The organism is Kitasatospora paranensis, assembly GCF_039544005.1.
Classification (GTDB): domain Bacteria; phylum Actinomycetota; class Actinomycetes; order Streptomycetales; family Streptomycetaceae; genus Kitasatospora; species Kitasatospora paranensis.
Window position 1 is genome coordinate 1,888,831 of the sequence record NZ_BAABKV010000001.1, and the last position, 20,676, is coordinate 1,909,506.

The following is a 20,676-nucleotide window of genomic DNA, read 5'->3' on the forward strand; positions in this document are numbered from 1 at the left end:
CCTCAAGTGAGGCCGGCATCCCAGAGGCGAACGAAAAAATCGTTCCCTCAGGACCCAACAGCGTGCCCGACCCGACCGACTCAAACCTGCGTTCCACGCCCCCGAAGGAGCAGTACTGGCAGCCGTCACCGACCGTGCCGAATAGTCAACGTTCCACCCATGAGCTAGCACTCCGGAACACTCGTCCGAAGCTGCTGTGTGCTCCTTAGAAAGGAGGTGATCCAGCCGCACCTTCCGGTACGGCTACCTTGTTACGACTTCGTCCCAATCGCTGGTCCCACCTTCGACGGCTCCCTCCCAAGGGTTAGGCCACCGGCTTCGGGTGTTACCGACTTTCGTGACGTGACGGGCGGTGTGTACAAGGCCCGGGAACGTATTCACCGCAGCATGCTGATCTGCGATTACTAGCAACTCCAACTTCATGGGGTCGAGTTGCAGACCCCAATCCGAACTGAGACCGGCTTTTTGGGATTCGCTCCGCCTCGCGGCATCGCAGCCCTTTGTACCGGCCATTGTAGCACGTGTGCAGCCCAAGACATAAGGGGCATGATGATTTGACGTCGTCCCCACCTTCCTCCGAGTTGACCCCGGCAGTCTCCTGTGAGTCCCCATCACCCCGAAAGGCATGCTGGCAACACAGAACAAGGGTTGCGCTCGTTGCGGGACTTAACCCAACATCTCACGACACGAGCTGACGACAACCATGCACCACCTGTACACCGACCACAAGGGGGCGACCATCTCTGGCCGTTTCCGGTGTATGTCAAGCCTTGGTAAGGTTCTTCGCGTTGCGTCGAATTAAGCCACATGCTCCGCTGCTTGTGCGGGCCCCCGTCAATTCCTTTGAGTTTTAGCCTTGCGGCCGTACTCCCCAGGCGGGGAACTTAATGCGTTAGCTGCGGCACCGACGACGTGGAATGTCGCCAACACCTAGTTCCCAACGTTTACGGCGTGGACTACCAGGGTATCTAATCCTGTTCGCTCCCCACGCTTTCGCTCCTCAGCGTCAGTAATGGCCCAGAGATCCGCCTTCGCCACCGGTGTTCCTCCTGATATCTGCGCATTTCACCGCTACACCAGGAATTCCGATCTCCCCTACCACACTCTAGCCTGCCCGTATCGAATGCAGACCCGGGGTTAAGCCCCGGGCTTTCACATCCGACGCGACAGGCCGCCTACGAGCTCTTTACGCCCAATAATTCCGGACAACGCTCGCACCCTACGTATTACCGCGGCTGCTGGCACGTAGTTAGCCGGTGCTTCTTCTGCAGGTACCGTCACTTGCGCTTCTTCCCTGCTGAAAGAGGTTTACAACCCGAAGGCCGTCATCCCTCACGCGGCGTCGCTGCATCAGGCTTTCGCCCATTGTGCAATATTCCCCACTGCTGCCTCCCGTAGGAGTCTGGGCCGTGTCTCAGTCCCAGTGTGGCCGGTCGCCCTCTCAGGCCGGCTACCCGTCGTCGCCTTGGTAGGCCATTACCCCACCAACAAGCTGATAGGCCGCGGGATCATCCTGCACCGCCGGAGCTTTCCACCCACCCCCATGCAGGAGCAGGTCATATCCGGTATTAGACCTCGTTTCCAAGGCTTGTCCCAGAGTGCAGGGCAGATTTCCCACGTGTTACTCACCCGTTCGCCACTGATCCACCCCGAAGGGCTTCACCGTTCGACTTGCATGTGTTAAGCACGCCGCCAGCGTTCGTCCTGAGCCAGGATCAAACTCTCCGTGAATGATTACCCGTAATCGGGTTCACACCCGCGTTGAGCGGCACGGCGGTCACCGGAATGAGGTGAACCCCGCGCACTGCGTCCTCGCTGTGTTTGTTACTTCAAAAGGAATCTCCAACCGATCGAAACCGACCGGCCGGGGATGTCAACATATCTGGCGTTGACTTTTGGCACGCTGTTGAGTTCTCAAGGAACGGACACTTCCTTCGGACCGCCTTCCAGCGGACCCTCCGGGCGTTTCGCTCTTTCGTGTTCCCAGCTTATCAGAACGTTTCCGACTGTTTAACCAGACGTTTACGTTTCCGACTTGCGGAGTTAACCATCGCCGCGTGGCGACCTGAGCAACGATAGCCGGTCCTCACCCGAGCGCCTAATCGAGCCGCGCCGGTGTCACCCGGACGGCCGAGGGCGGGCTGCAGCCGGAGCCGTGCCGCCGTCTCGTCGCCACTCGGACGGATGCCGTAGAGTGCGGCGCATCGCGCAAGAGGACTAGACCACTTGGTGTCGTGCCAGCCTGCGGTTGCGGGCCTGACGACACGCCACAGGCGGTCCGGTGCAGTCGGGGCGGGCAGTTCGCCCGACCGGGGCACCAGGTACTTACGTCACGATATGTCCGAAGTTGACATAATTTAGGCTTCAGCTGATGTCGACGCCGCTGTCCGGCGGCCGCACGTGCTGTACTCCGCACCTGGGAGGCTCCACCATGACCACTGTGACGTCGCCGCTTGCCGGCCGGGCCGTTGGGCTCGCCGCCGTGCCGGACCCGGTCTTCTCCGGCGCGATGGTCGGACCCGGCACGGCCATCGACCCCGTGCGCCGGCCCACCGAGGCCGTCGCGCCGGTGGACGGCCTCGTGGTCTCCATGCACCCGCACGCCTTCGTCGTCATGGACGCGGACGGCCACGGTGTGCTGACCCACCTCGGCATCGACACCGTGCAGCTCAATGGTGAGGGCTTCGAGCTGCTGGTCGCCAAGGGCGATCAGGTCAAGCGCGGCCAGCCGGTCATCAAGTGGAACCCGGCGGACGTCGAGGCCAAGGGCAAGTCCCCCATCTCCCCGATCGTCGCGCTGGAGGCGCCGGCCGAGGCGCTGAGCGGGGTCGCCGAGAGCGGCGACGTCGCCCTCGGCGGCGAACTCTTCACCTGGAACTGACACGGCCCGCCCTCCCGGGTGAAAGGAAAATCAGAACGTGGAACCGATGCTGCGGGGCGTAGGGGTCAGCCATGGGGTCGCCATCGGCCCTGTGCGCCACATGGGAACGGCCGAGCTCGAGCCGCCCGCGAAGCAGATCCCGAGCGAGGACGCACCGCACGAGCAGGCGCGGGCCCAGGCCGCGGTCGACGCCGTCGCCGCCGACCTGATCGCCCGCGGCAACCTCGCGGGCGGTGAGGCGCAGGCCGTCCTGGAGGCCCAGGCGCTGATGGCGCAGGACCCGGAGCTGATGGCGGACGTCAGTCGGCGGATCGCCGTCGGCAGCAGCGCCGAGCGGGGCATCTACGACGCCTTCGCCGCCTACCGGGCGTTGCTGGCCGCGGCCGGCGACTACCTGGCCGGGCGGGTCGCCGACCTGGACGATGTCCGGAACCGCATCGTCGCGCGCCTGCTCGGCGTGCCGATGCCGGGCGTGCCGGACAGCGACGAGCCGTACGTGCTCTTCGCCCACGACCTCGCGCCGGCGGACACCGCGCTGCTGGACCCGGCGCTGGTGCTCGGCTTCGTGACCGAGGAGGGCGGGCCGACCAGCCACAGCGCGATCCTGGCGCGGGCGCTCGGCGTGCCGGCGGTCGTGGCGCTGCCCGGGGCGACCGAGGTGGCCGAGGGTGTCGTGGTGGCGGTCGACGGGAGCAGCGGCGAGGTGCTGGTGAACCCGTCGGTGGAGAAGCAGGACGAACTGCGGCAGCTGGCCGCGGAGCGCCGGGCCGCGCTGGCGGCCTCGTCCGGGCCGGGTGTGACCTCGGACGGGCACCGGATGCCGCTGCTGGCCAACGTCGGTGGCCCGGCCGACCTGCCGGCGGCGCTGGAGGCCGGGGCCGAGGGCGTCGGGCTGTTCCGTACCGAGTTCCTGTTCCTCGACGACTCGGCGAAGGCCCCGTCCGAGGAGAAGCAGGTCGAGGCCTACCGGAAGGTGCTGGAGGCGTTCCCGGAGAGCCGGGTCGTCGTCCGGGTGCTGGATGCGGGTGCGGACAAGCCGCTGGACTTCCTCACGCCGACGGACGAGCCGAACCCGGCGTTGGGCGTGCGGGGCCTGCGGACCCTGCTCGACCACCCGGACGTGCTGGCCGGGCAGCTGCGGGCGCTGGCCACGGCGGCCCAGGGGCTGCCCGTGCACCTTGAGGTGATGGCGCCGATGGTGGCGGACCGGCAGGACGCCAAGGCGTTCGCCGACGCCTGCCGGGAGGCGGGCCTGGTCGCGAAGTTCGGCGCGATGGTGGAGATCCCGTCGGCGGCGCTGCGGGCGCGGTCGATCCTCCAGGAGGTCGAGTTCCTGTCGCTGGGGACGAACGACCTGGCGCAGTACACCTTCGCGGCCGACCGGCAGGTCGGGGCACTGGCCAGGCTGCAGGACCCGTGGCAGCCGGCGCTGCTCGACCTGGTGGCGGCCGCGGCGGAGGCCGCGCAGTCGGTGGGCAAGAGCTGCGGGGTCTGCGGGGAGGCGGCGGCGGACCCGCTGCTGGCCTGTGTGCTCACCGGACTCGGGGTGACGAGCCTGTCGATGGGTGCGGCGTCCATTCCTTATGTGCGGACCGCGCTCGCCAAGTACACGCTGGCGCAGTGCAGGCGTGCGGCCGCGGCGGCGCGGGCGGCGGACAACGCTGCCGACGCGCGGGCGGCGGCGCATCAGGTGCTGTCCGGCGAATAGGCGCCCCGGGGCAGGGCCGGGGCCGCAGGGGCGCTTCCACCGTGGGGGTTGGAAGCGCCCCTGCTCGCGTCCGCGGGACGGGGCCGGGCGGGGCCCGGTGGGTCAGCCTCGGCGGTCCTGGCCGAGGCGTTCGAAGAACCGCAGGTGGTCGAGGTTGTCGACGGAGCCGGGGTTGACCGCCTGCTCCAGCGGGGTGCCGGAGAGCAGTCGCTTGACCGGCACCTCGATCCGCTTGCCGGTGAGGGTGTGCGGGAGGCCGGTGACCGCAATGACCTCGTCGGGGACGTGCCGCGGGGAGAGCTCGGACCGCAGCGAGGTGCGGATCCGGGCGCGCAGGTCGTCGTCCAGCTCGGCGCCCGTGGTGAGGACGACGAACAGCGGCATCCAGTAGCCGCCGTCGGGCTCCTCGACGCCGATGACGAGGGACTCGGCGATCTCCGGGAGGCGCTCGACCACCTCGTAGATGTCGGAGGAGCCCATGCGGACGCCCTGGCGGTTCAGGGTGGAGTCGGAACGGCCGTGGATGACGACCGTGCCGCGGCCTGTGACGGTGATCCAGTCGCCGTGCCGCCAGGTGCCCGGGAACATGTCGAAGTAGCTGTCGCGGTAGCGGGCGCCGTCGGGGTCGTTCCAGAAGCCGATCGGCATGGACGGCAGCGGCTTGGTGACGACGAGTTCGCCGACCTGGTCGGTGTGCGGGTCGCCGTGGACGTCCCAGGACTCGACCGCGGCGCCCAGGCAGGGGGCCTGGATCTCGCCGAGGTGGACGGGGAGGGTGGGGACGCCGCCGACGAAGCAGCTGCAGACGTCGGTGCCGCCGCTGACCGAGGCGAGCCAGACGTCGTGCTTGACCTCGTCGTAGATCCACTGGAACCCGTCGGGGGCAGCGGCGAGCCGGTGGTGCCGATGCAGCGGACGGCGGAGAGGTCGAGGTCGCGGCCGGGGTGGAGTTCGGCCTTGCGGCTGGCGATCACGTACGCGGCGGAGGTGCCGAGGACGGTGGCGCGGGTGCGGGCGGCGACCGACCAGAGGGCGCCGGTGTCCGGGTGGCCCGGGCTGCCGTCGTAGGTGACGACCGTGGCGCCGACGAGCAGGCCGGCGACCAGGAAGTTCCACATCATCCAGCCGGTGGACGTGTACCAGAGGAAGCGGTCGTCCGGGCCGAGGTCGAGGTGGAGCGAGGCCTGCTTGAGGTGCTCCAGCAGGATGCCGCCCTGGCTCTGGACGATGGCCTTCGGCAGGCCGGTGGTGCCCGAGGAGTAGAGCACCCAGAGCGGGTGGTCGAAGGGGAGCTGTTCGAAGACCGGCTCGGTGTCGTCGGCGACGAGGTCCTCCCAGGGCAGGGCGCCCTCGGGGGCGGGGGCGCCCAGCAGCGGGACGTGCACCACGGTGTGCACGGACGGCAGCTCGCGGCGGAGTTCGGCGACGACGTCGGTGCGGTCGTGGTCCTTGCCGCCGTAGTGGTACCCGTCGACGGCGAACAGGACGACCGGCTCGATCTGCTGGAGCCGGTCGAGGACGCTGCGGGCGCCGAAGTCGGGGGCGCAGGACGTCCAGACGGCGCCGACGGCGGCGGTCGCGAGGAGCGCGACGATCGCCTGCGGGATGTTCGGGAGGTACGCGCCGACCCGGTCGCCGGGGCCGACGCCGCGGGCCCGGAGGGCGGCGGCGAGGAGCCGAGCTCGGCCCAGGTGAGGGCGGTGGGCTGCTCGGTGGTCTCGTCGAGGTGGAGGATCGCGGGCCGGTCGGCGCGGCTGCTGTCCTCGGCGGCCCGCAGGGCGTGCTCGGCGTAGTTGAGGCGGGCGCCGGGGAACCAGCGGGCGCCCGGCATCGCCGGGTCGGCGAGGACGGCCTGCGGCTGGGCGGCGAAGCGCACGTCGAACCATTCGGCGACCGCGGACCAGAAGCGGTCCAGGTCGTCGGTGGACCAGGTGTGCAGGGCGGCGTAGCGGGCGGCGGCCTCGGTGTCGTCCGGGGCGGGGGCGAGCGGGGCGGCCGGGGCGCCGTGGTGCTCTGCGGCCCAGGACTGGAACGCGACGATGCGGCTGGCGGCGGCCCTGGCCGGGTCGGGGCGCCAGAGCGGTCGGCCGTCGGGTGGGGTGCTCACGGTGGTGGTCTCCCGGGGTGGTGTTGCTCCCTGCCCGGGGGCCGGGGGCGGTGGGCGGTGCTGCTTGTGGCGGGCCGCCCGCGTGGTGGCTGACGAGCAGACCTTGCCATGTGATCGTCGGGCGCGCCAGAGCCCGGCCGGACGGGCCGCGCCGTCGGCTCATGCCTTCGGGCGATGGCTTCAGGTCGTGGTGCCGGGTCATGGCGCCGGGCCCTGGTCGGGCTACCGGGCGAGGTGGGCGTAGTCGCCGTTGAACCAGGCGTGGGCGACCCGGGTGTGGAACGGGAAGGCCAGCTGCGAGGGTGTGGGAAGGAACTGCCAGCCCTCGGTCTCGTCGGTGGGGACGGACGGCGGGAGGTCGCCGATCCGCTGCGGGGGCAGCATGCCGAAGAGGCAGAGGAAGCCGCCGGCGGTGTCGGAGTCGGTGGCGACCAGGGCGACCTGGCCCTGGTCGGCGCGGATGCCGGTCTCCTCGCGGAGTTCCCGGACGCAGGCCTGCTGCCAGCTCTCGCCGTAGTCGATGTATCCGCCGGGCAGGGCGAGCTCGCCGCGGCCGGGCTCGATGGTGCGGCGGATGACGACGAGACCGTTGGCCTCGGGGGCGACGACGGGCAGCAGAGTGACGACCACCGGCAGCGGGTTGCGGTAGCTGACCTCCTCGCAGCCGGGGCACGTCCGGGGCCAGCCGGTGGTGCCCTCGGTGTAGCGGGTACCGCACCAGTGGCAGTGCGAGCCGGGGCCGTAGGTCTTCCGGTCGGCCTGGTCTGTGGTCGTCATGGGGTGGATGGTAACGCGCCGGGCGGAGGGCCCGCGGAGGCGTTTCTGACGGGACGTCGGGCCGTGGGACTCGAGCAGGACGGGGAGGGCGAGGCGCTCCCCGACCGCCTCGGACCAGGCCTGCGGGTCGGGGCCGGGGTCGGTGAGCCGACCGGCCCGGGCGCGCTGCAGGGCGTCGGTGAGCGCGGCCTGGGCGGTGAGGTCGCCGGGGTGACCGCAGGCGAGGGCGTGCAGGGGGTGCCGTCGAGTTCGTACGTCTCGGCGATGCGCAGGTCGCGGTGGTGGGCGGGGATGTCGAGGTGGGTGAGGGCGAGGGCGTCGGCGCCGCCGGCGGCGGCGAGGGCATAGCGGTGGGCGACGGTGTCGAAGTGGCCGATCCGGAAGGGGCCCTGCCAGGGGCCGGTGCCGTTGTGGTGTTCGGGGACGGTGAGGTCCTTGTCGTGGGTCGGCAGCGGCCCGGCGCCGTGCCGGGTGGTGTACGTCCTCAGGACGCCGAGGCGGAGGGCGGCCCGGGCGGCGCCCTCCTCGGCGAGGAGGGTCTCGGCGTTGTCGAACGTGGTGGTGGACCAGGTGGTGTACGGGTGGAAGCCGTGGTGTTCGTCGAGCAGGACGCCCTGGGCGCCCTCGAAGACCACGGGGCCGCTGCGCAGCAGTCGGCCGAGGTGGCCGGGGTCGGTGAGGCGGACGCGGGCGGCGAAGGCGGTGAACGCCGCCGTGCAGTCGGCGGGTGGCGGGGCGGGCAGGTCTTCGGGGGTGAGGCCGAGCTGCTCGGCGAGGCGGGCCCGGAGGAGGTCGAGGAGGTGGCGGAGCCGGCCGGGGGTGGTGCAGTCTCCGGCGGTCGGGGCGTCCGCCGGGTACTGGAGGGCGTAGTGGGCGGTCTCGCCGATGCCGAGGCCGCAGGATCCGTGGCGGGCGGCGCCGCGGCGCTGTTCGCGGAGCCGGTTGGCGGCCGCGTGGTACGGGGTGGTGAGCAGGGCGCGGCGGTCCACGGTGAGCAGGGCGAACGGGTCGGGGACGCCGAGGCCGGCGAGGTGGCGGGCCTCGGCGGCGAGGGCGAGCGGGTCGACGAGGGCGAACCGCGACAGGTGGGTGGGGACGCCGGCGAGGGTGCCGGAGCCGAACTGGGCGAAGGTGTGGTGCTGTCCGTCGTCGGTGACGACGTTGTGGGCGGCCTGGGCGCCGCCGTTGTGCCGGACGACGGCGCGGTAGGGCCGGCCTGCGGGCTGCCTGCGGCAGAGGTGGTCGACGACGGTGCCCTTTCCGGCGTCGCCGAAGCCGAGGTCGCAGACGATGACGTGGCCGTCGGGGTGGGGTGCGGTCATCGGGGGCCGTTCGGTGCGGGCGGCCCGCCCCGCCGGGTGGGTGATCGCGGGCCGGATGGGCCGCGGGTCGGGCGGGGTGGGCCGCAGGTCGTCAGAGCCGGGTGGTGCCGGTGGCGGCGCGGTCGGTGGCGTCGAGCAGGGAGGGGCCGGGGACGGCGACGCCGGTGGTTCGGCGGGCGAGGCCGCCGAGGGCCTTGCCGACGGTGGCGACGGAGCCGGAGCCGAGGTCGGTGAGGTCGTCGAGGCCCTCCTGGAGGTCGATGGCCTCCTCGCCCAGGCCGATGGTGAGGGCGATGGTCTCGCAGACGGCGTCGAGGTCGTCGAGCTCGATGACGTGCTGGCCGAGCAGCTTGCGCCAGGTGCCGAGGACCTCGGCGCTGCCTGCGTAGGCGGTGCCGGCCGGGAGGATGAAGTAGACGTGGTACAGCCGCTGGAGCTCGGCGAGGATCACGGGGACGGGGATGTCCTCGGGGATGGTCTCGCCGAGGACGGCGGCGACCTCGCGGGCCTTGACCTTGCCGTAGGGCAGTTCGTCGCCGATGAGGAAGAGGTACCCCTTGCGGCCGCGGCGCTCGACGCAGTCGAGGGCGGTGTGGCGGGCCATGGCGTACATGGCGAGCTCGTAGGACTCGGTCATCTGACCGCCGCCGCCGCCCTCCAGCAGGATGTTGCCCAGGTCGTCGTCCATCCGGTTGTCGGACTCGAACTGGCCGAGCTGGAGCGGCACGCGGTCGCAGGTGGCGTCGCCGACGGCGCCGAAGAGGATCTGCGGGTGCTCGGTGTACCCCTTGCGCAGCAGCAGGCCGAAGAGCTCCGGGAGCTTGGTCTGCAGCACGCGCGGGACGGTCTGCATCGAGCCGGTGACGTCGAAGAGGACGGCGACGGCGAGCGAGTCGGGGTGCTCGTCGGAGTCGCGGCTCTCACGGGTGGTGAGGCCGGACGGGTCGAGGGTGGGGTGGGCCTGCCAGGTGGAGCGGGCGCCGCGGGTGGCGGAGTCGCTGTACGCGAAGGCGCTGGCGCCGGTGCCGGCGCGGTAGGTCGCGGCCGCGTCGTAGACGTCGGTGGACCAGGTGCCGCTGCCCATGAGCTCTCCTCAGGAGGGGGAAGGTGGAACGGCCGGAAGGTGCGCGGGCCGTAGAGACGGTGGAGCAGGTCGTCGAGCTCGGCGAGGAGCCGCCAGGCGTCGTGCGGGCGGCGGGCCTCGGCGGGCAGGGTGCAGCCGGCGATGAAGGCGCGCATCGGCTTGGGTGCGCGGGGGCCATCAGCTGCTCGATGCAGCGGGTCGCGAGGTGGATGTCGGTGGCCTCGGTGACGGGTCGGCGGGCGGGGACCTCGGGCGGGTACCGGCTGCGGTGGCGCTCCACCAGGGCGGTGGCCGGGGTGTGCGGGCCGGTGGTGGCGTAGCACCAGTCGACGAGGACGAGGCCGTGCTCGGCGGGGTGGATCAGGACGTGTTCGGGGTGGACGGCGCCGTGGCGCACCCCGGCGCGGTGGGCGAAGCCGAGGGCGACCAGCAGTCTGCGCCACATCCATGCGGCGTCGCGCGGGTCGAGGCCGTCGGGGTGGGCCCGCAGGACGTCGGTGAGCGGGTGCAGCCCTGGCCGGCGGGCGAGGACGTTGACCTGGCGGGGTGCGGCGGCCGGGTCGGCGGTGTCGTGGTGGCGGAACGTCTCGACGAGGGACGGGACGTAGGCGAGGTGGCGGCGGTCGCCGTGGCGGGCGAGCCGGGTGAGGGCGGCGGCCTCGGCCTCGATGAGGTCGTTGTCGGCGGGGTTGCGCGGGATCTTGAGCAGGACGTCGAGGCCGTCGTCGGTGGTGGCGCTGCGCAGCACGGCGATGTCACCGGTGGTCAGGGTGGCTCCGAGCCGGTAGCTGTGGCGGTCGGTGCGCAGCCGGTCGGTGCCGTCGCTGCCTGGGGCTGCTGCTCCGTGGCGGGCCCAGAGCCGGCCCAGGGCGAGGAAGGCGGCGGCCGCCTCGGTGCGGTGGGTGTGCGGTGCGGTGTCGGGGTGGAGGAGCCGGGCGAGTCGGCGGTGGCGCCGGCCGGCGGCGGCGGGGTCGGCGGGGAACAGGTCGGCGGGGTCGGTCGCGGCGGTGACGGCGGCCAGTGCCTCGGCGAACGTGCGCGGGGTGGCGGGTGCCGCGGCGGGCGCCCCTGCCGGGGGCCCGGGGTGGGGCGGGTGCGGGGCGGTCATCGCACGTCCTCCTCCCGGCCGGGGCGGAGCAGCGGGGGTGCAGGACGCGGGCGTCGCCGGGGTGGTAGGTGCGGGCGCGGGGCCCGCCGCGGCTGCCGCCGCGCTCGGTGGTGGTGCCGGTGGACTCGACGAAGCCGGGGACGGAGAGCACCTTGCGGTGGAAGTTGCCGGCGTGCAGACGCTCGCCCCAGACGGCTTCGTAGACGGCGCGCAACTCGGGGATGGTGAAGTCGTGGTGGAGGAAGGCGGTGGCGAGCGGGCTGTACTCGATCTTGGCGCGGGCCCGGTCGAGGCCGTCGGCGAGGATCCGGGCGTGGTCGAAGGCGAGCGGGATGCCGGGGTGCCCGCCGACGCCACCCCCGTGGGTGTCGGCGGACGCCCCGGCGGTCTGAGGGCTGGTGAGGTCGAGCGCGGAGACGGGGTGCCAGGCGGCGGCCGCGGCGTCCGTGCCGGCCTGGGGATCGGGCAGGCCTGGGGCGAAGGCGAGGTAGGCGACCGACACCACGTGCATCCGCGGGTCGCGCTCGGGTGCGCCGTAGCTGCCGAGCTGTTCGAGGTGGATCCGGCTGAGGGCGGCGTCGATCTCGATGCTGCCCTCCAGGCCGGTCTCCTCGGCGAGTTCGCGGACGGCGGCCTCGGCCAGGCCCTCCGCGCCCGCGCGGAGGAAGCCGCCGGGCAGGGCCCAGCAGCCCTGGTAGGGCGGCTCGGCCCGCTCGACGAGCAGGACGTGCAGGTCGCCGCCGCGCAGGGTGAGCGCCACGACGTCGACGGTGACGGCGACGGGAGTGAAGGCGCGCGGGTCGTACGCGGCGAGCCAGTCGCGCTCGGTGGCGCGTGGCTCGGGCGGGTCGTCGCCCGTGGTCGCGTCGCCTCGCCAGCCCGTCATCGTGCACCTCGTTCGCCGTGGTCGATTGTTCTCCGAGTGAGAACAACGTAGCGCAGGGGGCCGGTGCCCGCCAGCGACTTTCGATCACCCGTACGAGTGGTCCGCCCGGGCGCCGGCCGACCCGCCGGCCGACCGCCCTCGACCCACGATCGGATCCCCGGGCCGCGGACGTGCGTTCTACAGTGCAGACACCACCGCCGACCAGGAGGTACCCCATGTCCGCCGCTCCCCCGCCGGGTTTCGCCGCGGCCCTCGCGGCCGGCCCGCTGGTGCTGGACGGCGGGTTGTCGAACCAGCTCGCCGACGCCGGCCACGACCTGTCGGACGCCCTGTGGTCTGCGCGGCTGCTGGCCGACCGGCCCGAGGCGCTCACCGCTGCCCACCTGGGCTACTTCCGGGCCGGCGCGGACGTCGCGATCGGCGCGAGCTACCAGGCGGGCTTCGAGGGGTTCGCCCGCCGCGGCCTGGACCGGCCGGAGGCGGCGCGGCTGATCGGGCTGAGCGTCGGCCTCGCCCGCGAGGCGGCGCGGCTGGCCCGGGCCGACCGGCCGCTGTACGTGGCGGCGTCGGTGGGCCCGTACGGCGCGGTGCTGGCCGACGGCTCCGAGTACCGGGGCCGGTACGGGCTGGGCGTCGCCGCCCTGGAGCGGTTCCACCGGCCGCGGCTGGAGGTGCTGGCGGCGGCCGGGCCCGACGTGCTGGCGATCGAGACGATCCCGGACACCGACGAGGCCGAGGCCCTGCTGCGGGCGATCGACGGACTGGGGGTGCCGGCCTGGCTCTCGTACAGCGCGGCGGGCGGCCGGACCCGGGCCGGGCAGCCGCTGGCGGAGGCGTTCGCGCTGGCTGCCGCCAGCGACGCGGTGCTCGCCGTGGGGGTGAACTGCTGCTCGACCGAGGACGCCGACCGGGCGGTGGAGATCGCCGCGGCGACCACGGCCAAGCCGATCGTGGTCTACCCGAACAGCGGCGAGCGGTGGGACGCGGCGGCCCGCGACTGGCGCGGCGAGCCGACCTTCGCCCCGGCCCGCGTGGCGTCCTGGCGGTCCGCGGGCGCCCGGCTGATCGGCGGCTGCTGCCGGGTGGGCGAGCGGGAGATCGCGGCCCTGGCCGCCGCCGTCCGGGCAGCGGACTGACCCGAAAGGTGCACGCCCGGCCGTCGGCCTGGCAGACTCTTGGCGATACCACTGCGGTCGACAATGTCGACCGCCTGTCAGCGGAGGTAGCCGATGCCCGGCCCGATCCAGTCGCTCTCCCGGGCTGCCGCGATCATGCGGCTGCTGGCCGGCGGCGAGCGCCGGCTCGGACTGTCCGAAGTGGCCACCGCCCTCGACCTCGCCAAGGGCACCGCGCACGGCATCCTGCGCACCCTCCAGCAGGAGGGCTTCGTCGAGCAGGACCCGGAGAGCGGGAAGTACCAGCTCGGCGCCGAGCTGCTGCGGCTCGGCCAGAGCTACCTGGACGTGCACGAGCTGCGCGCCCGGGCGCTGGTGTGGGCCGACGACCTGGCCCGGGCCAGCGGGGAGACGGTCTACCTGGGCGTGCTGCACCAGCGGGGCGTGCTGATCGTGCACCACGTCTTCCGCCCGGACGACACCCGCCAGGTGCTGGAGGTCGGCTCGATGCAGCCGCTGCACAGCACCGCGCTGGGCAAGGTGCTGCTGGCCTACGACCCCGTGGCGCGCGGCGAGCTGGGCGACGGCCCGCTGGAGTCCTACACGCTGCGCACCCTGACCGACCCGGCCGACGTGGACGCCGAGTGTGCGCTGATCCGCGAGCGGGGCTGGGCGGACTCGATCGAGGAGACCTGGGAGGGCGTCGCCTCGATCGGCGCGCTGATCCAGGACCGCCGGCGCAACCCGGTGGGCGCCGTGTGCGTGAACGGGCCGGTGGAGACGGTGACGGAGAACGGCTTCGTCAAGCCGGGCCTCGTCGCCTCGGTGCGCAGCGCGGCCCGGGCGATCTCCCGGGATCTGGGCGCCGGGCGCTTCTGACCGCAGGACCATCGGCCGTGCCGGAAGGGCGCGGACGGGCCACCGCCCGTCCGCGCCCTGGCGTTTTGCCCCGGTTCGCGGCCTTGGCCCCCTTACGCTGGCGCCCCATCGCCGCACGCCACCGGGCGACGGCGACCGTCACAGGTACGTAACCCCGCCTTGACGTGGAGGGCGGGGGCGGTGGAAGCTTCCGCATGTCGGTCGACATTGTCGAACGGCGGCCGGGAGATTCACTCCCACCCCGCGCTCACCCGCACCGCGCTCACCCGCATCGGTGGTCGCCCGGTCTCCTGCCCCCACCCCCACCCCCTCCCCATCGGGTCATAGGACAAGGGAGTCTCTGTGTCCGCTTTCTCCAACGGCGACATCTTCGTCGGCGAAACCCTCGGCACCGCCGCGCTGATACTCCTCGGCGGCGGCGTGTGCGCCGCCGTCACGCTGAAGAAGTCCAAGGCCGTCAACGCCGGGTGGCTCGCCATCACCTTCGGCTGGGGCTTCGCCGTCCTGGTCGCCGCCTACATGTCGGCCCCGAAGTCCGGCGCCCACCTGAACCCGGCCGTGACCATCGCCCTCGCCACCGAGAGCGGCGACTGGAGCAAGGTGCCGCTCTACATCGGCTCCCAGATGCTCGGCGCGATCATCGGCGCCGCCCTGGTGTGGGTCACCTACCTCGGCCAGTTCCAGGCCAACGAGGAGCCCACCCTCGGGATCTTCTCCACCGGGCCCGAGATCCGGAACCCGATCCAGAACCTCCTCACCGAGATCATCGGCACCGCCGTCCTCTGCCTGGCGATCCTCACCCAGGGCCTCAACAAGGGCCTCGGACTGTCCGGCACCGGCATCCTGATGGTCGCCTTCACCGTCGTCGCCATCGGCCTCTCGCTCGGCGGCCCGACCGGCTACGCGATCAACCCCGCCCGCGACCTCGGTCCGCGCATCGTCCACGCCCTGCTGCCGATCCCGAACAAGGGCGGCTCGGACTGGTCGTACGCCTGGGTCCCGGTGGTCGGCCCGATCATCGGCGCCCTGCTCGCCGGTGGCCTGTACAACCTCGCCTTCTGATCCGACCGCCGGGCCGGCCGGGGCAGGTTTGCCCCGTACCCGCCCACGGGGACTGACCCGACGTCAGGCCCGCCCGCCCCTCAAACCCTCTTCCAGAGCCGAGGACCCCATGACTTCTGGCAACTACATCGCCGCGATCGACCAGGGCACCACCTCCAGCCGCTGCATCATCTTCGGCGCCGACGGCCGGATCGTCGCCGTCGACCAGCAGGAGCACTCGCAGATCTTCCCGCAGCCGGGCTGGGTCGAGCACGACGCCGCCGAGATCTGGACCCGGGTGCAGTCGGTGATCCGCGGCGCGCTGGAGAAGGCCGGGCTGACCAGGGACGACATCCGCGCCATCGGCATCACCAACCAGCGCGAGACCACCGTGCTGTGGGACCGGCACACCGGCAAGCCCGTCCACAACGCGCTGGTCTGGCAGGACACCCGCACCGAGGCGCTCTGCCGCGAGCTCGGCCGCAACGTCGGCCAGGACCGCTACCGCCGCGAGACCGGCCTGCCGCTGGCCAGCTACTTCGCCGGCCCGAAGATCCGCTGGCTGCTGGACAACGTCGAGGGCCTGCGCGAGCGTGCCGAGGCCGGCGACATCCTCTTCGGCACCATGGACACCTGGGTCATCTGGAACCTCACCGGCGGCGTCGACGGCGGCAAGCACGTCACGGACGTCACCAACGCCAGCCGCACCATGCTGATGAACCTGCACACCCTGGCCTGGGACGAGAAGATCGCCGAGTCCATGGACGTGCCGCTCACCGTCCTCCCGGAGATCCGCTCCTCCGCCGAGGTGTACGGCGAGGCGGTCGGCGACCTGGCCGGCGTGCCGGTCGCCTCCGCGCTCGGCGACCAGCAGGCGGCCCTGTTCGGCCAGACGTGCTTCGACGAGGGCGAGGCCAAGTCGACCTACGGCACCGGCACCTTCCTGCTGCTCAACACCGGCGAGAAGATCGTCAACTCCTACCACGGCCTGCTGACCACCGTCGGCTACCGGATCGGCGACCAGAAGCCGGTCTACGCCCTGGAGGGCTCGATCGCCGTCACCGGCTCGCTGGTGCAGTGGCTGCGCGACCAGCTCGGCATCATCTCCACCGCCGCCGAGATCGAGACGCTGGCCTCCACCGTCGAGGACAACGGCGGCGCCTACTTCGTCCCCGCCTTCTCCGGCCTGTTCGCCCCGTACTGGCGCTCCGACGCCCGCGGCGTGATCGCCGGCCTCACCCGCTACGTGACCAAGGGCCACCTGGCCCGGGCCGTCCTGGAGGCCACCGCCTGGCAGACCCGCGAGGTCGTCGACGCCATGCAGAAGGACTCCGGCGTCGAACTGACCGCGCTCAAGGTCGACGGTGGCATGACCTCCAACAACCTGCTCATGCAGAACATCGCCGACGTGCTCGACGCCCCCGTCGAGCGCCCGTACGTCGCCGAGACCACCGCCCTCGGCGCGGCCTACGCGGCCGGCCTCGCGGTCGGCTTCTGGAACGACCTCGACACCCTGCGGGCCAACTGGCACCGCGCCGCCGAATGGACCCCGCGGATGGACGACGCCACCCGGGAGCGGGAGTACAAGAAGTGGATCAAGGCCGTCGAGCGCACGATGGGCTGGGTGGAGGAGGACGACGAGAGCTGACGGACCGGCCGGCCGGGGCAGTGACGCCCCGGCCGGCCCCCGTGACGTTCCGGCCCGCCGCACCGGGCCGGCCCCGGTCTCCCCGCGGAGACCGCACCGCACACCGAGAGGAGACACGGCGCCCGCCCCGGACGCCGTACACCACACCATGGCAAGCATCCCGACCCTGGGCGCCGGCTTCACCACCGGCCACACCGCCTCCCGCGCCGAGACCCGCGAACTGCTCGGCAAGGCCACCTACGACCTGCTGGTGATCGGCGGCGGCATCCTCGGCACCGCAACCGCCTGGACGGCGGCCCAGGCGGGTCTGAAGGTCGCCATGGTCGACGCGGGCGACTTCGCCGGCGCCACCTCCAGTGCCTCCTCCAAGCTCGTCCACGGCGGCCTGCGCTACCTGCAGACCGGCGCGGTCAAGCTGGTCGCCGAGAACCACAAGGAGCGCCGGGCACTGGCCACCGACGTGGCCCCGCACCTGGTCAACCCGCTGACCTTCTTCGTCCCGGTCTACAAGGGCGGCCCGCACAGCGCCCCCAAGCTCGGCGCCGGCGTCTTCCTCTACTCGGCGCTGTCCGCGTTCCGCGACGGTATGGGCCGGGTCTCCACCGCCGCGCACGCCGCCCAGCAGGTGCCCGCGCTGCGCACCGAGGGCCTGCAGGCGGTCGCGGTCTACGGCGACCACCAGATGAACGACTCGCGGGTCGCCGTGATGACGGTGCGCGCCGCCGTGGAGTCCGGCGCCGTCGTGCTCAACCACGCCGAGGTCACCGGCCTGCGCTTCACCGGCGGCCGGGTCACCGGCGCCGAACTGAAGGACCGCCTGGACGGTACCGAGTTCGGCGTCTCGGCCCGCCTGGTGCTGAACGCCACCGGCCCCTGGGTCGACCACCTGCGGAAGATGGAGGACGCGGGCGCGGCCCCGTCCATCCGGCTCTCCAAGGGTGCCCACGTGGTCGTCAAGCGCCGCACCCCGTGGCGCGCGGCGCTCACCATCCCGATCGACAAGTACCGCGTGTCGTTCGCGATCCCGTGGGAGGACCACGTCCTGCTCGGCACCACGGACGAGGAGTACACCGGCGAGCCGACCGACGTCCGCGCCACCGAGGCCGACATCGACCAGATCATGGACGAGGCCGGGCACGCGATCCGCGACGAGCACCTCGACCGCGACCTGATCACCTACGCCTTCGCCGGCCTGCGGGTGCTGCCGGGCGGCCCGGGCGGTACCTCCGCCGCCAAGCGCGAGACGGTGGTCACCGAGGGCCGCGGCGGCATGCTGTCGGTCGCCGGCGGCAAGTGGACGACCTACCGCCACATCGGGCGGACGGTGCTCGACAAGCTCCGCAACGTCCCCGGCACCGGGCTGGCGGAGGACATGTCGCCGTTCCCGGCGACCGTGCCGCTGCCGGGCGTGGGCGCGCCGAACGCCGTCGCGCACCGCCTGCTGGTCGACCGCGAGCCCGGCTCCCGGATGGAGCCGCTGGTCGCCAAGCACCTGGCCGGCCACTACGGGACGCTCTCCTTCGAGATCGCCCACCTGATCGCCGCCGACCCGGCGCTCGGCGAGCCGATCCACCCGGACGGCCCGGACGTGTGGGCCCAGGTGGCCTTCGCCGCCGACAACGAGTGGGCCTACACCGTCGACGACGTGCTGCGCCGCCGCACCACGATGACGGTGCGCGGCCTGGACACGCCGGAGATCCGGCAGCAGGTCGAGACCTTCCTCGCGAACCGCGGAAAGAAGTAGAACGCAACCCCTCGCCCGCTGCGCGCGGCGGAGCAGCGGCCGCGCGCGGCGGGCGGCGGGCGAGGGGCGAGGGGCGGAGGGCGGGCACCGGGGGTGTCCGCCCTCCGGCGCGTCCGGGGCAGGGCGGCGCCGGCCGGGCGGGAGAAGCCCCCGGTGCAGGGGAGTGCACCGGGGGCTCGTTCAGGGGCTGCCCTTGGGCCGTGGCCGCGGCCCCGGCCGTCGGGCCGCGGCCGTCAGACGATCAGGCTGAGCGGCAGGATCAGGGCGATCGCGACCACCGAGATCACCGTCTCCATCGCCGACCAGGACTTGACGGTCTGTCCGACGCTCATCCCGAAGTACTCCTTGACCAGCCAGAAGCCCGCGTCGTTGACGTGCGAGAAGAACAGCGAACCGGCGCCGATCGCGAGGACCAGCAGGGCGGCGTGGCTGGTCGACATGCCGGCGGCGAGCGGGCCGACGATGCCGGCCGCGGTGATCGTGGCGACCGTGGCGGAGCCGGTGGCCAGACGGATCAGGACGGCGATCAGCCAGCCGAGCAGCAGCGCGGAGACGTGCCAGTCGGTGGCCCACTCGCTGACGGCCTGACCGACGCCGACGTCGATCAGGGTCTGCTTGAAGCCGCCGCCGGCGCCGACGATGAAGACGATGCCGGCGATCGGGCCGAGCGAGGCGGCGACGGTGTCGGAGATGCGCTGCCTGTCGAAGCCGGCCGCGCGGCCGAGGGTGACCATGCCGAGCAGGACGGCGGCGAGCAGGGCGATCAGCGGCGAGCCGACGAAGTCGAGGACGCGCTGCAGGACGGCCTTCGGGTCGTCGATCACCACGTCGACCAGCGCCTTGCCGAGCATCAGCACGACCGGGAGCAGGATGGTGGTGAGCACGGCGCCGAACCGCGGGGTCTTCTCGGCGCCGACGGCGGTGGGCAGCGCGGTGCGGGTGGCCGTGGCCGTCCCGGCGGCGGTACCGGCCGGGGCGCCTCCTGCGGGGCGGCGTCGCCACCGTCGCCGGCGGCCGGGCGGGTGCCGGGGGCGGCGTCGCCGTCCGGCGCGGCGGGCGCCGCGAGCGGGCCGACCCAGCGCTCGGCGACCCGGCCGAAGAGCGGGCCGGCGATGATCAGCGTGGGGACGGCGATCAGCAGGCCGAGGGCCAGGGTGACGCCGAGGTCGGCGTGCAGGGCGTCGACGGCGACCAGCGGGCCGGGGTGCGGGGGCACCAGGCCGTGCAGCACGGAGAGGCCGGCCAGTGCGGGGATGCCGATCCGCAGGACGGGGACGTTGCCGCGGCGGGCGACCAGGAGCACGATCGGGACGAGCAGGACGACGCCGACCTCGAAGAAGAGCGGCAGGCCCAGTACGGCGGCGATCAGGGCCATCGCCCAGGGCAGGCCGCGCCGCCCCGTCCGGGCCAGCACGGTGTCGGCGATGGTGTTGGCACCGCCCGAGTCGGCGAGCAGCTTGCCGAGCATCGCGCCGAGGCCGATGAGCAGGCCGACGCCGGCGACGGTGCTGCCGAACCCGGTGGCGAAGCTGGTGAGCAGCTTGTCGAAGGGGACGGCGGCAATGGCGGCCAGCAGGCCGGAGCCGAGGACGAGGGCGAGGAAGGGGTGCAGCTTCAGCTTGGTGATCAGCAGCACGATGGCGCCGATGGCGAGCAGCACCGCGAGGAGGAGTCTGCCGTTGCTGTCGGTGTGCGGCAGGGCGGGGCGGCCGCCGCGAGCAGGAGGGTGGGGGTCACGCGAGGTCTCCGTTGACGTGGCCGAAGAGTGCTGCGGCCTTCTCGACGAGGGTTTCGGGGCCGGGACCGACGTCCAGGACGATGCCGCGCTCGTCGGTCCCGAGGGGTTCGAGTGCGGCGAACTGGGAGTCGAGCAGGGAGGTCGGCATGAAGTGGCCGACCCGGTGCGCGAGACGGTCGTGCACGAGGTCCTGACCGCCGCTGAGGTGTAGGAAGAACGCGTCGGGGCAGGCCGCGCGCAGGGTGTCGCGGTAGCGGCGCTTGAGCGCGGAGCAGGTGACGACGCCGCCCTCGCCGAGCCGCGACCGACCGCCGAGCCAGTCGCCGAGGGCGCGGAGCCAGGGCTCCCGGTCGTGGTCGTCGAGCGGGGTCCCGGCACTCATCTTGGCGATGTTGGCGGCGGGGTGGAAGTCGTCGGCCTCGGCGTACGGCAGTCCGAGCCGCTCCGCGAGCAGCCGGGCGACGGTGGTCTTGCCGACTCCGGAGACGCCCATCACGACGATGACGGGCGGGCGTTCCCCGGGGTGGTTCTCGACGCTGAGAGCCATGGTGGTGCTCCTGTTCTGCCTGATCCGCGGCCAACCTTGGCGCAAAGGTATGACTTATTCAAGCCACTGAAACCCAATCGTCATACTTTTG

12 protein-coding genes, 1 rRNA gene and 2 pseudogenes are annotated in these 20,676 nt (G+C 72.5%); 7 read left to right on the plus strand and 8 right to left on the minus strand.

Translation table 11 applies throughout. From position 1 onward, the window contains the following. Window positions 1-209: 209 nt before the first annotated feature. Window positions 210-1,731: ribosomal RNA gene (locus ABEB13_RS09505) — 16S ribosomal RNA — on the minus strand. Between the two features lie 700 nt (window positions 1,732-2,431). Between ABEB13_RS09505 and ABEB13_RS09510 the strand changes: the two genes are divergently transcribed. Together ABEB13_RS09510 and ptsP are read left to right on the plus strand one after the other, a co-directional pair. Then, the gene (locus ABEB13_RS09510; protein WP_100891229.1) at window positions 2,432-2,881 is read left to right on the plus strand and encodes a PTS sugar transporter subunit IIA; all 450 of its coding nucleotides are present in this window, start codon (window positions 2,432-2,434) and stop codon (window positions 2,879-2,881) included. Window positions 2,882-2,918: 37 nt separating this feature from the next. Beyond that, a complete protein-coding gene (ptsP, locus tag ABEB13_RS09515; RefSeq protein WP_345705128.1) occupies window positions 2,919-4,589 on the plus strand; it encodes a phosphoenolpyruvate--protein phosphotransferase in 1,671 nt (556 codons plus the stop codon). Window positions 4,590-4,691: 102 nt separating this feature from the next. Here ptsP and ABEB13_RS09520 read toward each other — a convergent pair. The 5 genes and pseudogenes from ABEB13_RS09520 to ABEB13_RS09540 form a co-directional block, all read right to left on the minus strand. After that, window positions 4,692-6,696 (minus strand): annotated as a pseudogene (locus ABEB13_RS09520) (acetoacetate--CoA ligase). 222 nt (window positions 6,697-6,918) lie between these two features. Next, the gene (locus ABEB13_RS09525) at window positions 6,919-7,473 is read right to left on the minus strand and encodes an NUDIX domain-containing protein (protein WP_345705129.1); all 555 of its coding nucleotides are present in this window, start codon (window positions 7,471-7,473) and stop codon (window positions 6,919-6,921) included. Further along, entirely contained in the window at window positions 7,470-8,795 is a 1,326-nt protein-coding gene (locus tag ABEB13_RS09530; protein ID WP_345705130.1) for an adenylosuccinate synthetase, read from the minus strand. The genes ABEB13_RS09525 and ABEB13_RS09530 overlap by 4 nt, the downstream gene beginning before the upstream one ends. A gap of 91 nt (window positions 8,796-8,886) precedes the next feature. Next, window positions 8,887-9,879, minus strand: coding sequence for a hypothetical protein (locus ABEB13_RS09535; RefSeq protein ID WP_345705131.1), 993 nt, complete (start codon window positions 9,877-9,879; stop codon window positions 8,887-8,889). A gap of 755 nt (window positions 9,880-10,634) precedes the next feature. Beyond that, window positions 10,635-11,873: an NUDIX hydrolase gene (locus ABEB13_RS09540; RefSeq protein ID WP_345705132.1), complete on the minus strand. Its 1,239-nt coding sequence runs from the start codon at window positions 11,871-11,873 to the stop codon at window positions 10,635-10,637. Window positions 11,874-12,088: 215 nt separating this feature from the next. Here ABEB13_RS09540 and mmuM point away from each other — a divergent pair, with 215 nt between their 5' ends. The 5 genes from mmuM to ABEB13_RS09565 all read left to right on the plus strand — a co-directional run bounded on the left by mmuM (window position 12,089) and on the right by ABEB13_RS09565 (window position 18,300). Continuing rightward, the gene (mmuM, locus tag ABEB13_RS09545; protein WP_345705133.1) at window positions 12,089-13,009 is read left to right on the plus strand and encodes a homocysteine S-methyltransferase; all 921 of its coding nucleotides are present in this window, start codon (window positions 12,089-12,091) and stop codon (window positions 13,007-13,009) included. A 93-nt stretch (window positions 13,010-13,102) separates the two neighbouring features. Continuing rightward, window positions 13,103-13,867, plus strand: a complete 765-nt coding sequence (locus ABEB13_RS09550; protein WP_345705134.1) for an IclR family transcriptional regulator — start codon at window positions 13,103-13,105, stop codon at window positions 13,865-13,867. 342 nt (window positions 13,868-14,209) lie between these two features. Then, a complete protein-coding gene (locus ABEB13_RS09555) occupies window positions 14,210-14,929 on the plus strand; it encodes an MIP/aquaporin family protein (protein WP_345705135.1) in 720 nt (239 codons plus the stop codon). A gap of 109 nt (window positions 14,930-15,038) precedes the next feature. Further along, the gene (gene glpK / locus ABEB13_RS09560; protein WP_345705136.1) at window positions 15,039-16,556 is read left to right on the plus strand and encodes a glycerol kinase GlpK; all 1,518 of its coding nucleotides are present in this window, start codon (window positions 15,039-15,041) and stop codon (window positions 16,554-16,556) included. A gap of 148 nt (window positions 16,557-16,704) precedes the next feature. Beyond that, window positions 16,705-18,300: a glycerol-3-phosphate dehydrogenase/oxidase gene (locus ABEB13_RS09565; protein WP_345705137.1), complete on the plus strand. Its 1,596-nt coding sequence runs from the start codon at window positions 16,705-16,707 to the stop codon at window positions 18,298-18,300. A 233-nt stretch (window positions 18,301-18,533) separates the two neighbouring features. Here ABEB13_RS09565 and ABEB13_RS40445 read toward each other — a convergent pair. Next, window positions 18,534-19,999 (minus strand): annotated as a pseudogene (locus ABEB13_RS40445) (GntP family permease). Between the two features lie 34 nt (window positions 20,000-20,033). Then, entirely contained in the window at window positions 20,034-20,585 is a 552-nt protein-coding gene (locus ABEB13_RS09580) for a gluconokinase (RefSeq protein ID WP_345705138.1), read from the minus strand. Window positions 20,586-20,676 lie beyond the last annotated feature (91 nt).